This is a genomic window from Rugamonas sp. DEMB1 (assembly GCF_029834475.1).
Classification (GTDB): Bacteria; Pseudomonadota; Gammaproteobacteria; order Burkholderiales; family Burkholderiaceae_D; genus Rugamonas; species Rugamonas rubra.
Genome location: NZ_CP122407.1, coordinates 19,428 through 34,308 on the forward strand (window position 1 = coordinate 19,428; position 14,881 = coordinate 34,308).

A 14,881-nucleotide genomic window follows, 5' to 3' on the forward strand; every position below is an offset into this window, starting at 1 on the left:
TTGCAAGGGGGGAGTTGCTTTGCTATAGTTCGCCTCCCCGCAGAACGGAGCGCGCAAAACAGCGTGGCGCAGAGTGAAGCGGGAAAAGTAGGGGGTTGACGAAATGGCCGAAACGCTGCATACTCTTCCTTCTTCGCAGCTGACAAACAAAACGCTTTGTCAAGGGTTGAAAGCCCGGTTGCAGGCAGTACCGAATAAAGTTCTTTAACAATTAACAGTCGATAAGTGTGGATGTTTGATGAAAGTGCAGCGGCTTCTTCGGAAGTCGTCAACTTAAAATATCAAATGTTCACAAGAAGTAATGAAATAGGACGCTTCGCAAGAAGTGGCCTGTCAGTATTTTGAGTGAGCGACCCCTTAGCAATAAGGGTGACACGAAAGTGTCAAAGTAACAGAGATTAAACTGAAGAGTTTGATCCTGGCTCAGATTGAACGCTGGCGGCATGCCTTACACATGCAAGTCGAACGGCAGCGCGGGGCAACCTGGCGGCGAGTGGCGAACGGGTGAGTAATATATCGGAACGTACCCTGGAGTGGGGGATAACGTAGCGAAAGTTACGCTAATACCGCATACGATCTAAGGATGAAAGTGGGGGATCGCAAGACCTCATGCTCCTGGAGCGGCCGATATCTGATTAGCTAGTTGGTGGGGTAAAGGCCTACCAAGGCATCGATCAGTAGCTGGTCTGAGAGGACGACCAGCCACACTGGAACTGAGACACGGTCCAGACTCCTACGGGAGGCAGCAGTGGGGAATTTTGGACAATGGGCGAAAGCCTGATCCAGCAATGCCGCGTGAGTGAAGAAGGCCTTCGGGTTGTAAAGCTCTTTTGTCAGGGAAGAAACGGTGGGTTCTAATACAGCCTGCTAATGACGGTACCTGAAGAATAAGCACCGGCTAACTACGTGCCAGCAGCCGCGGTAATACGTAGGGTGCAAGCGTTAATCGGAATTACTGGGCGTAAAGCGTGCGCAGGCGGTTTTGTAAGTCTGTCGTGAAATCCCCGGGCTCAACCTGGGAATGGCGATGGAGACTGCAAGGCTAGAGTTTGGCAGAGGGGGGTAGAATTCCACGTGTAGCAGTGAAATGCGTAGATATGTGGAGGAACACCGATGGCGAAGGCAGCCCCCTGGGTCAAGACTGACGCTCATGCACGAAAGCGTGGGGAGCAAACAGGATTAGATACCCTGGTAGTCCACGCCCTAAACGATGTCTACTAGTTGTCGGGTCTTAATTGACTTGGTAACGCAGCTAACGCGTGAAGTAGACCGCCTGGGGAGTACGGTCGCAAGATTAAAACTCAAAGGAATTGACGGGGCCCCGCACAAGCGGTGGATGATGTGGATTAATTCGATGCAACGCGAAAAACCTTACCTACCCTTGACATGGCTGGAATCCCCGAGAGATTGGGGAGTGCTCGAAAGAGAACCAGTACACAGGTGCTGCATGGCTGTCGTCAGCTCGTGTCGTGAGATGTTGGGTTAAGTCCCGCAACGAGCGCAACCCTTGTCATTAGTTGCTACGAAAGGGCACTCTAATGAGACTGCCGGTGACAAACCGGAGGAAGGTGGGGATGACGTCAAGTCCTCATGGCCCTTATGGGTAGGGCTTCACACGTCATACAATGGTACATACAGAGCGCCGCCAACCCGCGAGGGGGAGCTAATCGCAGAAAGTGTATCGTAGTCCGGATTGTAGTCTGCAACTCGACTGCATGAAGTTGGAATCGCTAGTAATCGCGGATCAGCATGTCGCGGTGAATACGTTCCCGGGTCTTGTACACACCGCCCGTCACACCATGGGAGCGGGTTTTACCAGAAGTAGGTAGCTTAACCGTAAGGAGGGCGCTTACCACGGTAGGATTCGTGACTGGGGTGAAGTCGTAACAAGGTAGCCGTATCGGAAGGTGCGGCTGGATCACCTCCTTTCTAGAGTATGCACAGAATCAGCAATGGTTCACATCATCAAGCATTCACACTTATCGACTGTCAATTAAGAAGAACAGCATTTGGGGCTGTAGCTCAGCTGGTTAGAGCACCGTGTTGATAACGCGGGGGTCGTTGGTTCGAGTCCAACCAGCCCTACCAGGTTTCGAGTAGTACCCTAGGGGGATTAGCTCAGCTGGGAGAGCACCTGCTTTGCAAGCAGGGGGTCGTCGGTTCGATCCCGTCATCCTCCACCAAAAGTTCAAACGTAAGCCCTGCCCTAGCGGCAAGCGCGGTTTAGGTTTGGTCTTTTAGAGATTAAATGCTGTTTCGTTCTTTAAAAATTTGGAAGAAGTAAAAGTAAAGATTATTTATTAATCGTTTGCGTCGGAAGGCGCGAATGATGGGTAATGATTGTATGTATCAACAAACATAGCAACATGTAGTTTCTTATTCCTATAAACGCTCCTTGTTTAGTCGCAGGGGCTAACGTTATAGGGACAAGCGAATAAGTGCACATGGTGGATGCCTTGGCGATTACAGGCGATGAAGGACGTAGTAGCTTGCGATAAGCTGCGGGGAGCGAGCAAACACGCTTTGATCCGCAGATTTCCGAATGGGGAAACCCGGCCTTTTAGGTCATTGCATACTGAATACATAGGTATGCAAAGCGAACGCGGCGAACTGAAACATCTAAGTAGCTGCAGGAAAAGAAATCAACCGAGATTCCCAAAGTAGTGGCGAGCGAAATGGGATGAGCCTGCACGTTTTAGCATGACGCATAGAAGAATCCTCTGGAAATAGGAACCGTAGCGGGTGATAGTCCCGTATTCGAAATGCGATGTGTGGAACTAAGCGTGCGACAAGTAGGGCGGGACACGAGAAATCCTGTCTGAATATGGGGGGACCATCCTCCAAGGCTAAATACTCGTAATCGACCGATAGTGAACCAGTACCGTGAGGGAAAGGCGAAAAGAACCCCGGAAGGGGAGTGAAATAGATCCTGAAACCGTGTGCATACAAACAGTAGGAGCGGACTTGTTCCGTGACTGCGTACCTTTTGTATAATGGGTCAGCGACTTACATTCAGTGGCAAGGTTAACCGATTAGGGAAGCCGTAGAGAAATCGAGTCCGAATAGGGCGTTCAGTCGCTGGGTGTAGACCCGAAACCAAGTGATCTACTCATGGCCAGGATGAAGGTGCGGTAACACGCACTGGAGGTCCGAACCCACTAATGTTGAAAAATTAGGGGATGAGCTGTGGGTAGGGGTGAAAGGCTAAACAAACTTGGAAATAGCTGGTTCTCTCCGAAAACTATTTAGGTAGTGCCTCAAGTATCACCATCGGGGGTAGAGCACTGTTATGGCTAGGGGGTCATCGCGACTTACCAAACCATTGCAAACTCCGAATACCGATGAGTGCGAGCTTGGGAGACAGACGTCGGGTGCTAACGTCCGGCGTCAAGAGGGAAACAACCCAGACCGCCAGCTAAGGTCCAAAGATTGGCTAAGTGGAAAACGAAGTGGGAAGGCTAAAACAGTCAGGATGTTGGCTTAGAAGCAGCCATCATTTAAAGAAAGCGTAATAGCTCACTGATCGAGTCGTCCTGCGCGGAAGATGTAACGGGGCTAAGCCAGTCACCGAAGCTGCGGATATGCGTAAGCATATGGTAGGAGAGCGTTCTGTAAGCCTGCGAAGGTGTCTTGTAAAGGATGCTGGAGGTATCAGAAGTGCGAATGCTGACATGAGTAGCGATAATGGGGGTGAAAAGCCCCCACGCCGTAAGCCCAAGGTTTCCTGTTCAACGTTCATCGGAGCAGGGTGAGTCGGCCCCTAAGGCGAGGCAGAGATGCGTAGCTGATGGGAAGCAGGTTAATATTCCTGCACCGTCGTATGATGCGATGGGGGGACGGATCGCGGAAGGTTGTCTGCCTGTTGGAATAGGCAGTTTCTGGTTCATAGAAGGCGCTTAGGCAAATCCGGGCGCGGAATTCAAGGGACTGGGACGAGCGAATTTATTCGTGAAGCAATCGGAAGTGGTTCCAAGAAAAGCCTCTAAGCTTCAGTCATACGAGACCGTACCGCAAACCGACACAGGTGGGCGAGATGAGTATTCTAAGGCGCTTGAGAGAACTCGGGAGAAGGAACTCGGCAAATTGGTACCGTAACTTCGGGAAAAGGTACGCCCTTGTAGCTTGACCACTTTACTGTGGAAGGGTGAACGGGTTGCAATAAACTGGTGGCTGCGACTGTTTAATAAAAACACAGCACTCTGCAAACACGAAAGTGGACGTATAGGGTGTGACGCCTGCCCGGTGCTGGAAGATTAAATGATGGGGTGCAAGCTCTTGATTGAAGTCCCAGTAAACGGCGGCCGTAACTATAACGGTCCTAAGGTAGCGAAATTCCTTGTCGGGTAAGTTCCGACCTGCACGAATGGCGTAACGATGGCCACACTGTCTCCTCCCGAGACTCAGCGAAGTTGAAATGTTTGTGATGATGCAATCTACCCGCGGCTAGACGGAAAGACCCCATGAACCTTTACTGTAGCTTTGCATTGGACTTTGAACCAATCTGTGTAGGATAGGTGGGAGGCTTTGAAGCGGGGACGCCAGTCTTCGTGGAGCCAACCTTGAAATACCACCCTGGTTTGTTTGAGGTTCTAACCTTGGTCCGTTATCCGGATCGGGGACAGTGCATGGTAGGCAGTTTGACTGGGGCGGTCTCCTCCTAAAGTGTAACGGAGGAGTTCGAAGGTACGCTAGATACGGTCGGACATCGTGTTGATAGTGCAATGGCATAAGCGTGCTTAACTGCGAGACTGACAAGTCGAGCAGGTACGAAAGTAGGACATAGTGATCCGGTGGTTCTGTATGGAAGGGCCATCGCTCAACGGATAAAAGGTACTCTGGGGATAACAGGCTGATTCCTCCCAAGAGTTCATATCGACGGGGGAGTTTGGCACCTCGATGTCGGCTCATCACATCCTGGGGCTGTAGCCGGTCCCAAGGGTATGGCTGTTCGCCATTTAAAGTGGTACGTGAGCTGGGTTTAAAACGTCGTGAGACAGTTTGGTCCCTATCTGCCGTGGGCGTTGGAAATTTGAAGGGGGCTGCTCCTAGTACGAGAGGACCGGAGTGGACAGACCTCTGGTGTACCGGTTGTCACGCCAGTGGCATTGCCGGGTAGCTAAGTCTGGAAGAGATAACCGCTGAAAGCATCTAAGCGGGAAACTTGCCTTGAGATGAGATTTCCCAGAGCCTTGAGCTCTTTGAAGGGTCGTTCGAGACCAGGACGTTGATAGGCTGGGTGTGGAAGTGCAGTAATGCATTAAGCTAACCAGTACTAATTGCCCGTAAGGCTTGTCCCTATAACCTTAGCAGGTTGTAAGAATAAGAACTACGTGTCGCCTGAGTTGTTGATACATCGTTCATTACCCCTGATCTTTACTTTGAATAAACGGTATAAATCGTTTATAATGCTTCTTCCAGATTCAAGTGCCGCTGTCCAATTGGAAGCGAACACTGTACAAGTCAATGCCTGATGACCATAGCAAGTTGGTACCACCCCTTCCCATCCCGAACAGGACCGTGAAACAACTCTGCGCCGATGATAGTGCTGCAACCAGTGTGAAAGTAGGTTATCGTCAGGCTAGTTATATAGTAGTGTAAAAAACCCCATCTGCCCGAACGCGAACGCGTTCAGTGCCGGTGGGGTTTTTTTACGTCCGGAGATTTTGTTGCGTGGCGGATGCAACATTGATACACACGGTTTTTGATGTCCAGAAACTTAAGGTGTACCATGATCGTTTACCTTTCATCCCGGCCCACAATGAAAAACAAGCTAGCCCAAGCCAGTCGTACCAGTGATGGACGCCGCCAGGAGCTGCCTCATGTTGTCCGTCGCGTTTTCTTGTTTGTCGGCCTGGCCAGCATGCTGGTTCTCGCGCCGGCAAGGGCCAATGAGCTTGCCGACGTGAGCAAGCTATTAAAGGCAGGCAAGGTTCCTGAGGCTTTGGGCCGGACCAACGACTTCCTCGCCAAACACCCGGCCGATCCGCAGATGCGCTTCATGAAGGGCGTTTTGCTGACGGAGCAAAACAAGTCCGACGAGGCGATCCTGATCTTCACCAAGTTGACCGAGGACTACAAGGACTTGCCTGAGCCCTACAACAACCTGGCCGTGCTGCATGCCGCCAACGGGCAATACGAAAAAGCGCGGATCGCGCTGGAAAAAGCCATCCGCACCAACCCCAGTTACATGACCGCCTACGAGAATCTGGGCGATGTCTACGGCAAGATGGCCAGCCAAGCCTATGACAAGGCGCTGGCCCTGGGCACTGCCACGCCGCCGGCCAAGTCCAAGCTGACCATGTTGCACAACTTCTCCAGCAGTACCGGCTCGAAGGCGCCGGAACATCTGGCGCAGTCGGCTCCGATTGCTGCTCCAGCGCCGGCTCCGGCGGCGGCCCGCGTGGCCGGCAACGCACCCGTGCAACTGATTTCGCCGCTGCCGGCGGACGCTGGCAAGTTGGCGCCGCCGCAGCGAATTCCAGCATTGTCCGTCTCGCCGCCGCCGGCCGTGGCGAACAAGGCCGCGCCGGCGGTCGCCGCGCCCCCTGTCAAAGCCGATCCCGCCAAGCCGGCGGCGGTCCCCGTGCTCGCCAAGATCGAAGCCGCCAAGCCACTGGCTGCGCCTATTGCTGTCAAGGCCGAGCCGGCCAAGCCGCCGGCTGCGCCGGCGTCCACGCTGGCCAAGGCGGCACCGGCGGCAACCGTCACCGCAGCGGCGAAACCGTCCCAGCCGCCGCCGGGAATGGTGTTCGCCCAAGCCGAGGTGCCCAAGCCAGCGCCGGCCGTTTCCAAGGCGGAAGCGGTCAAGCCGGCCGCGCCCGCACCCAAGGCGGCGGCGGACGGCGAGCGCGAGGCGGCGCTGGCCTTGCTGCACGGCTGGGCCAAAGCCTGGACGGCGCAGAATGTCGAAGGCTATCTGGCCTATTACAGCAACGATTTCGCGCCGCCCAAGGGTTTGTCGCGCAAGGCCTGGGCGGACGAGCGGCGCGCCCGCATCGCCGGCAAGGGGCGCATCCGGGTCGAGGTCAGCGCGGCCCAGGTGGCGCTCAGCGGCGACACGGCCAAGGTCAGCTTCCGCCAATCGTACGAATCCGACCGGCTGTCGGCGAACACCCGTAAAACGCTCGTGTTGGTCAAAAATGGTGGAAAATGGCAGATCAAGCAGGAGTCCTCGGGTAGCTGATGTCACACTTACGATTTCCACAACGTTGGCGGACGGCCGGGCTGCTGTGCCTGGTCCTGGGCGCCAGCCTGGCCGGCGGTGCCAGCGACGCCGCGCGCAAGCATGCGCCGGCGCCGGTCGCGCGCAAGGCCAATCCGGAAGAGTTGCTGAGCGAGATATACCGCGAACTGTCGCAAAACAATCTGCGCGAGGCGCAGCGCAAGGCCGACAGCCTGGTCGAGGCCTATCCGAATTTCCGCCTCGGCCATCTGGTGCGCGGCGACCTGCTGTTGATGCACACGCGCCCGGTCAGCACCTTCGGCGCGGCCGCACCACGCGACGCCGAGGGCCGTCTGGACGATCTACGCCGCGAGGCGGCGGTGCGCCTGCGGGCTTCGCCGGGCCGGCCCGCCGAAACGCTGCTGCCGCGCGCGCTGCTGCAAATGCGCAAGGACCAGCGCCACGCCCTGATCGTCGACGCCAAGCATTCCCGCCTCTACCTGTACGAGAACAAGAACGACCAGATCCGTCTGCTGTCCGACTTCTACGTCAGCCAGGGCAAGCTGGGGGTGAACAAGCTCAAGGAAGGCGACATGCGCACGCCGGTCGGCGTCTACTACATCGTCGGCCGGCTGGCCGGCTTCAAGCTGCCCGACATGTACGGCAAGGGCGCGCTGCCGCTCGACTATCCGAACGAGTGGGACAAGCTGAACGGGCGCGGCGGCTCCGGCATCTGGGTGCACGGCACGCCGCCGGAGACCTTCAGCCGGGCGCCGCTGTCGACCGACGGCTGCGTGGTGGTCAGCAACGACGACCTGAACACGCTGAGCCGCACGGTGCAGATCGGCAGCACGCCGGTGTTGATCGGCGAGCAGGTGGAGTTTGTCAGCCGCGAGGTGATGGCGAGCGACCGCAAGGTCGCCAGCGAGCTGGTGGAGAACTGGCGGCGCGACATGGAACGGCGCGACGACGCCAGCGTGCTGACCCATTATTCGCGCCACTTCAAGGCGGCCGGCGACGAGAGCGCCACGGCCTGGTTGGCCAGGCAGCAGTTCCTGCCCGGCGCGCGGCTGGTCCGCGTCATGGTGAGCGAGCCCAGCTATTTCCGCCAGCCCAGCCGCGAGGAGATCATCGTCAGCAGCTTCACGCAGCAAACCGTGGTCGGCAAATACCGCCACGCGGTGCGCAAGCGCCAGTATTGGGCCAAGGAGGGGCGCGACTGGAAGATCGTCGCCGAGTCCAACGTCTGAGGCCGCCGTAGTCGCGGGGGAATAAAAAAAGCGCTTCGAAGGAAGCGCTTTTTTGTTGCCGCGGGCGGCGGTTAGAAGTGGTAGCTGGCCTTCAGCTCGACGAAGTTGACGCCGCTGTTGGGCTTCTTGTAGCCGCCGTTGGAGAAGTGCTGGATCTTCGCGCCGACTTCCCACTTGTTGTCGAACACATAGCCGACACCGATGTGGTCGCCGAACTGGAAGCGGGTCGACAAGCGGTTGTCGTCGTTGTTGTACAGGTCGGACAGGCGGTGCACGCCGATGCCGCCCTCGTAGTAGATGCCCTTTTTGTTGTCGTTCTCGAAGCGGAACACCGGCGTAAAGCCGAGGTCGCTCAGGTGCATGTGGGCGCCGGGCACGTTGTTGGCCTGGTTGCCGCGCCAATAGGCGAAGCTGGCGTCCCAGTAGCCGCTCAGGTGGGTGCCGTTGGATTGGAACCAGCGCGCGTCCCAGTCCTTTTGCACGCCCAGGCGCACCATTTTGATTTTGGAACCGGTACCGACGTCGAGCGAGACCGAGTCGACCAGTGGCTTGTCGGCCGCGAAGGCCGAGTGCATCGCCAGCAATGCGGCGGCGGCCGCGATCAATTTCTTAGCAAACATAGTATCCTAACAGTGTGAACGCTGTATCTCATGATGTATACGGCTGCGGCAATTGTACCGGGCTTCGCGGAAAATTTCCGGCGACCCAAATTATTATAGTCACATCGGATCAATCGTTCAGGAGTTTCCATTGTCTATGCAAATCACCTTCCTCGGTATCGGCCTGATGGGGGGGCCGATGGTGCGCCGCCTGTTGGCCGCCGGCCACCGCGTCACCGTGTGGAACCGCAACCACGACAAGGCGGCGGCGCTGGCCGAGGCGGGCGCCGTGCCCGTCGCCGCGCCGGCCGAGGCGGTGGCCGGCGCCGACATGGTCATCTCGATGCTGGCAGACGGCCCGGTGGTGGGCCAGTTGGTCGCGGCGGCCCTGCCGGCCTTGGCGCCGGGCACCTTGTGGGTGGACATGAGTTCGACGCGGCAGGCGGAGGCCCAGCAATTCCACGCCCAGCTCGGCGCCGCCGGCGTGCGCTTCCTCGACGCGCCGGTGTCGGGCGGGGTCGGCGGCGCCCAGGCCGGCACGCTGGCCATCATGGCCGGCGGCGCCGCCGCCGACTTCGCCCTGGCCGAGCCGGTGCTGGCGGCGATGGGGCGGGCCACCCTGGTGGGGCCGGCGGGCAGCGGCCAGGTGGCCAAGCTGTGCAATCAATTGATCGTCGGCGCGACCTTGAACGTGGTGGCCGAGGCGCTGCTGCTGGCGCAGGCGGCCGGCGCCGACCCGGCCGCCGTGCGCGCGGCGATACGCGGCGGCTTCGCCGAAAGCAAAATCCTCGACGTGCACGGCCAGCGCATGTTGGAGCGCAACTTCGTCGCCGGCGGCCAGGTCAAGACGCAGATCAAGGACATGCACAACATCCTGGCGGCGGCCGGCGCGGCCGGCGTGACGCTGCCGCTGAGCGAGCTGGTGACACGGCGCTATGAATCGATAGAAACGGCATATCCGCAGGCCGACCATTCGGCCGCCCTGCTGGCCTTGGAGGCGATCAATCCGGGACAACGGGTCGGCAGCGGCCCGGACCGGCTGGGCTGAGTCCGGCCCTCGCCGCTCGTCAGCGCAGCGGCAGGCTGGTCTCGGCCAGGCGCACCCAGAAGCTGGCGCCGACCGGCAGCAACTGGTCGTTGAAGTCGTAGCTGCCGTTGTGCAGCACGCAGGGACCGAGGCCGTGGCCGCCGTCGCGGTGCTCGCCCTCGCCGTTGCCGATGAAGACGTAGCAGCCCGGCTTGGCCTGCAGGAAGAAGGCGAAGTCCTCGGCGCCCATGGTCGGCTCGACGTTGTCGTTGACCATCTCGGGGCCGACCACGGCGCGCATCACCCCGAGCGCGAAGGCGGTCTCGCGGGCGTGGTTGACCAGCGGCGGGTAGTTGCGCTTGAACTGGAAGTCGACCTCGGCGCCGAAACCGGCCGCCGTGTGGGCGGCGATCTCGCCCATGCGCTTCTCGATCAGGTCCAGCACCGGCGTGGTGAAGGTGCGCACCGTGCCGATCAACTGGGCCTCGTCGGGGATCACGTTGGTGGCGCTGCCGGCGTGGATCTGGGTGATCGACAGCACCGCCGTGTCCAGCGGACTCTTCTCGCGCGTCATGATGTGCTGCCAGCTCTGCGCGATCTGCACGGCGATCATCACCGGGTCGATGCCCTTGTGCGGCTGGGCCGCGTGCGAACCCTTGCCCTTGACGGTGACGTGGAACTCGTTGCTCGACGCCATCATCGGCCCCTCGACCACGTTCAAGGTGCCGCTGGCGTAGCCCGGCCAGTTGTGCATGCCGTAGATGGCGTCCATCGGGAAGCGCTCGAACAGGCCGTCCTCGATCATGCGGCGGGCGCCGGCGCCGCCTTCCTCGGCCGGCTGGAACACCAGGTAGACGGTACCGTCGAAGTTGCGCGTGTTGGCCAGATGGCGGGCGGCGCCCAGCAGCATGGCGGTGTGGCCGTCGTGGCCGCAGGCGTGCATCTTGCCGGGATGGCGCGAGGCGTGGGCGAAGGTGTTGACCTCCTGCATGGGCAGCGCGTCCATGTCGGCGCGCAGGCCGATGGCGCGCGCCGAGGTGCCGTTCTTGATGATGCCGACCACGCCGGTCAGGCCCAGGCCGCGCACCACCGGGATGCCCCATTCGGTCAGCTTGGCCGCCACCACGTCGGCGGTGCGCTGTTCCTCGTAGCACAGCTCGGGGTGGGCGTGCAGATCGCGGCGGATCTGCTGCAATTCGGCCTGCATGGCGATGATGGGTTCGACTAGTTTCATGTTCTGGGTCTCCAGTATTTTGTCCGTGCGCCGCGCCTGGTCCCTGATCCGTGCAGGATGCGCCGCGCACCAGCGGCCGTTCGATCGGAAACAACCGCTCTGTACAGCCATTGTAGCCCCTGTCACAAGGGGAAATCCAGCGCGCCCGGGCCGACCCCGGTGCGCGCCGGCGGAATGGTTTACGATATGCCTTCTGTCCCAGCAATTTGGATTTCGAAATGACAACGACTCAAGTCCGCGCCACCTGCCCGCACGACTGCCCCGACACCTGCGCCCTGTTGATCACGGTGGCCGACGGCGTCGCCACCGAGGTCAAGGGCGACCCCGACCACCCGACCACGGCCGGCGTGCTGTGCACCAAGGTGTCGCGCTACACCGAGCGCACCTACCACGCCGAACGGCTGCTGCACCCGCTGCGCCGGGTCGGCAAAAAGGGCGAGGGCAGCTTCGAGCGGATCAGCTGGGACGAGGCGCTCGACGCCATCGCCGCGCGCCTGCAACCGATCGCCGCGCGCGACCCGCAGGCGATCCTGCCGTACAGCTATTGCGGCACCATGGGGCTGGTGCAGGGCGAGTCGATGTCGTCGCGCTTCTTCCACCGGCTGGGCGCCTCGCTGCTCGACCGCACCATCTGCGCCACCGCCGGCGCCACCGGCTACAAGTACACGGTGGGCGCCTCGATCGGCACCGACCTCGAGCAGTTCCAGAACGCCAAGCTGATCCTGATCTGGGGCGGCAATCCGATCGCCTCGAACCTGCACTTCTGGACCCGCGCCCAGGAGGCCAAGCGGCGCGGCGCGACCCTGGTGGCGATCGACCCCTACCGCTCGCTGACGGCGGAGAAGTGCCAGCAGCACATCGCCCTGCTGCCCGGCACCGACGCCGCGCTGGCGCTGGGCATGATGCACGTGCTGATCGCCGACTGGCTGCTCGACCACGACTACATCGCGCAACACACGCTGGGCTTCGAGCAATTGAAACAACGCGCCGCCGAATGGACGCCGGCGCGCGCCGCCGGGGTGTGCGGCATCGCGGAAGACGAACTGGTGAACCTGGCGCGGCTGTACGGCCAGACCGCCAAGGCCGGCGAGGCGGTGGCGATCCGCGCCAACTACGGCGTGCAGCGGGTGCGCGGCGGCGGCATGGCGGTGCGCAACATCGCCTGCCTGCCGGCGCTGGTGGGCGCCTGGCGCCACGCCGCCGGCGGCATCCAGCTGTCCTCGTCCGGCTCCTTCCCCAGCGACAAGCCGGCGCTGCAGCGGCCCGACCTGCTGAAGACGCCGGTGCGCACCATCAACATGACGACCATCGGCGACGACCTGCTGCGCCCCGCCTCGGCCGAGTTCGGCCCGCGGATCGAGGCGCTGATCGTCTACAACTCGAACCCGGTGGCGGTGGCGCCGGACTCGTCCAAGGTGGCGGCCGGCTTCGCCCGCGAGGACCTGTTCACCGTGGTGCTGGAACACTTCCAGACCGACACCGCCGACTACGCCGACATCGTGCTGCCGGCCACCACGCAACTGGAGCACGTCGACACCCACACCGCCTTCGGCCACCTGTACATGATGGCCAACAACGCCGCCATCGCGCCGCTGGGCGAGGCCAAGGCCAACACCGAGATCTTCCGCCTGCTGGCCGCGCGCATGGGCTTCGACGATCCCTGCTTCCAGGAGAGCGACGACCAATTGGCGGCCAAGGCCTTCAAGACCAGCGACGTGCGCGCCATGCACTTCGACTGGGAGGCCTTGAAGCGGAAGGGCTGGCAAAAACTCAACATGCCGGACGCGCCCTTCGCCGCCGGCGCCTTCCCCACGCCGTCCGGCAAGTGCGAGTTCTACTCCGCCGCGATGGCGGCCGACGGCCTCGACCCCCTGCCAGGCTACAACCCGCCCTACGAGTCGGCCGCCAGCAATCCGCAACTGGCGGCGCGCTATCCGCTGGCGATGATCTCCCCGCCGGCGCGCAACTTCCTCAACTCCAGCTTCGTCAACGTCAAGAGCCTGCGCGCCGCCGAGGGCGAGCCGCAGCTGGACATCCACCCCGACGACGCCGCCGCGCGCGGCCTGGCCCACGGCGACATGGCGCGCATCTACAACGACCGTGGCTCCTTCGTGGCCAAGGCGCGCGTCACCACCAAGGCGCGCGCCGGCCTGGTGGTGGGCCTGTCGGTGTGGTGGAAGAAGCTGGCCAGCGACGGCAAGAATGCCAACGAGGTAACCAGCCAGCGTTTGACCGATATGGGCCGCGCGCCAACGTTTTACGATACACTTGTTCAGGTCGAGAAAGCCGCCGCTTGAGAGTGAAGTATGCGCCAACTAGTCCGCCAAATTGTCCGTGCCAGATACTGGCTGGCGGCGGGCTGCGTCGCGCTTTTGCTGGCCGGCTGCGCCCAGTTGAAGTACTACATGCAGGCCGCCCAGGGCCAGTACGCGCTGTGGTCGGACGCGCGCCCCATCGAGGACTGGCTGGGCGACCCGGCCACCGATCCCCAGCTCAAGGCCAGGCTGGAAAAGGCCATGCTGATCCGGCGCTTCGCCGTCAAGCGGCTGGCGCTGCCCGACAACGCCAGCTATAAGAACTACGCCCCGCTGACCCGGCCCTTCGTGCTGTGGAACGTGGTGGCCACGCCGGAGCTGTCGCTGCGCCCCATCCAGTGGTGCTTCCCGATCGCCGGCTGCGTCAGCTACCGCGGCTACTACAGCAAGGACGACGCGCTGGCCTACGCCGCCGAGCTGCGCGCCGAGGGCAACGACGCCCAGGTCGGCGGCGTGCCGGCCTACTCCACGCTGGGCTGGTTCAGCGATCCCCTGCTGTCGACCTTCATCAACTACTCCGACGCCGAACTGGCGCGCATGGTGTTCCACGAGCTGGCCCACCAGGTGGTCTACGTGCCTGGCGACTCGCAGTTCAACGAGGCCTTCGCCACCGCCGTCGAGGAGGCCGGCGTGCAGCGCTGGCTGGAGCTGTACGGCACGGACGCGATGCGCGACGCCTACACCCGCTACAACCTGCGGCGGCTCGATTTCCTCGCCCTGCTGGTCAAGCACCGCAAGGCGCTGGCGGCCAACTACGCGCGCAAGGCCGGCGACCGCCACAAGCGCGAGGAGAAGGCGCGCGTCTTCGCCGCCTTGAAAGCGGACTATCAAAAACTCAAGACCAGCTGGGGCGGCTACGCCGGCTACGACCGCTGGTTCGCCGAACCGCTGACCAACGCGCACCTCAGTTCGGTGGCAACCTACAACGATTTCCTGCCGGGCTTCCGTTTGCTGTTGGAAAAAGAAAGAACGTTCGTGCGTTTTTATGCTGCGGTGCAGCAGATGGCGAATCTGGACGCAGGGCAACGTCGACAGCAACTACTAGAATTGAACCGTCTGGCCACCCTCAAAGCGCAGAGCGAGGCGGCGGCCATCGCCGCCGCCGCTGCGGAAGCGGAGGCCGCCGCCCGGGCCGCCGCCGCCGCGCCCGCCGAGGGCATCGTCGAGGGCTTTGGATGCTGCGGCGCAGCAAATAAACTCCCCTAGAGGGCTTGTTCGAATTCCATGAAAGCGCTTGCATACTGGCGTTCTGCCCGATAGCATCGTATTTAGTAGCATCACGATGTTCGTTTAC

The 14,881-nt window shown here is 60.9% G+C and carries 7 protein-coding genes, 2 tRNA genes and 3 rRNA genes; 10 read left to right on the plus strand and 2 right to left on the minus strand.

Annotated features, from left to right (window positions below; translation table 11 throughout):
- Positions 1-400 precede the first annotated feature (400 nt).
- The 7 genes from QC826_RS00085 (at position 401) to QC826_RS00115 (ending at position 8,412) form a co-directional block, all read left to right on the plus strand.
- Positions 401-1,929: ribosomal RNA gene (locus tag QC826_RS00085) — 16S ribosomal RNA — on the plus strand.
- A gap of 82 nt (positions 1,930-2,011) precedes the next feature.
- Positions 2,012-2,088 (plus strand) — tRNA-Ile (locus QC826_RS00090).
- A 19-nt stretch (positions 2,089-2,107) separates the two neighbouring features.
- Positions 2,108-2,183: transfer RNA gene (locus QC826_RS00095), tRNA-Ala, on the plus strand.
- A gap of 241 nt (positions 2,184-2,424) precedes the next feature.
- Positions 2,425-5,297: ribosomal RNA gene (locus tag QC826_RS00100) — 23S ribosomal RNA — on the plus strand.
- Between the two features lie 169 nt (positions 5,298-5,466).
- Positions 5,467-5,579, plus strand: a 5S ribosomal RNA gene (gene rrf, locus QC826_RS00105).
- Together the 16S, 23S and 5S rRNA genes with 2 tRNA genes alongside form the textbook arrangement of a ribosomal RNA operon.
- Positions 5,580-5,728: 149 nt before the next feature.
- Positions 5,729-7,183, plus strand: a complete 1,455-nt coding sequence (locus QC826_RS00110) for a tetratricopeptide repeat protein (RefSeq protein WP_279763867.1) — start codon at positions 5,729-5,731, stop codon at positions 7,181-7,183.
- On the plus strand, positions 7,183-8,412 hold the full coding sequence (locus QC826_RS00115) for a murein L,D-transpeptidase family protein (RefSeq protein WP_279763868.1): 1,230 nt from the start codon (positions 7,183-7,185) through the stop codon (positions 8,410-8,412). Before QC826_RS00110 ends, QC826_RS00115 begins: the two co-directional genes overlap by 1 nt.
- A gap of 71 nt (positions 8,413-8,483) precedes the next feature.
- Here the strand turns inward: QC826_RS00115 and QC826_RS00120 are convergent, their stop codons facing one another.
- Positions 8,484-9,032 (minus strand): acyloxyacyl hydrolase, encoded by a 549-nt coding sequence (locus QC826_RS00120; protein ID WP_279763869.1) that lies wholly within the window; start codon positions 9,030-9,032, stop codon positions 8,484-8,486.
- Positions 9,033-9,168: 136 nt separating this feature from the next.
- Between QC826_RS00120 and QC826_RS00125 the strand changes: the two genes are divergently transcribed.
- Positions 9,169-10,059 (plus strand): NAD(P)-dependent oxidoreductase, encoded by an 891-nt coding sequence (locus QC826_RS00125; RefSeq protein ID WP_279766343.1) that lies wholly within the window; start codon positions 9,169-9,171, stop codon positions 10,057-10,059.
- Positions 10,060-10,078: 19 nt separating this feature from the next.
- On the opposite strand, the gene QC826_RS00130 is transcribed toward QC826_RS00125, so the two are convergent.
- Positions 10,079-11,272, minus strand: coding sequence for a M20 aminoacylase family protein (locus QC826_RS00130; RefSeq protein ID WP_279763870.1), 1,194 nt, complete (start codon positions 11,270-11,272; stop codon positions 10,079-10,081).
- Between the two features lie 218 nt (positions 11,273-11,490).
- On the opposite strand from QC826_RS00130, the gene QC826_RS00135 reads away from it, so the two are divergent.
- Together QC826_RS00135 and QC826_RS00140 are read left to right on the plus strand one after the other, a co-directional pair.
- Positions 11,491-13,569 carry a molybdopterin-dependent oxidoreductase gene (locus QC826_RS00135; RefSeq protein WP_279763871.1) on the plus strand — a complete coding sequence of 693 codons (2,079 nt, stop codon included), beginning with the start codon at positions 11,491-11,493 and terminating at the stop codon, positions 13,567-13,569.
- A 9-nt stretch (positions 13,570-13,578) separates the two neighbouring features.
- A complete protein-coding gene (locus QC826_RS00140) occupies positions 13,579-14,793 on the plus strand; it encodes an aminopeptidase (protein ID WP_279763872.1) in 1,215 nt (404 codons plus the stop codon).
- Positions 14,794-14,881 lie beyond the last annotated feature (88 nt).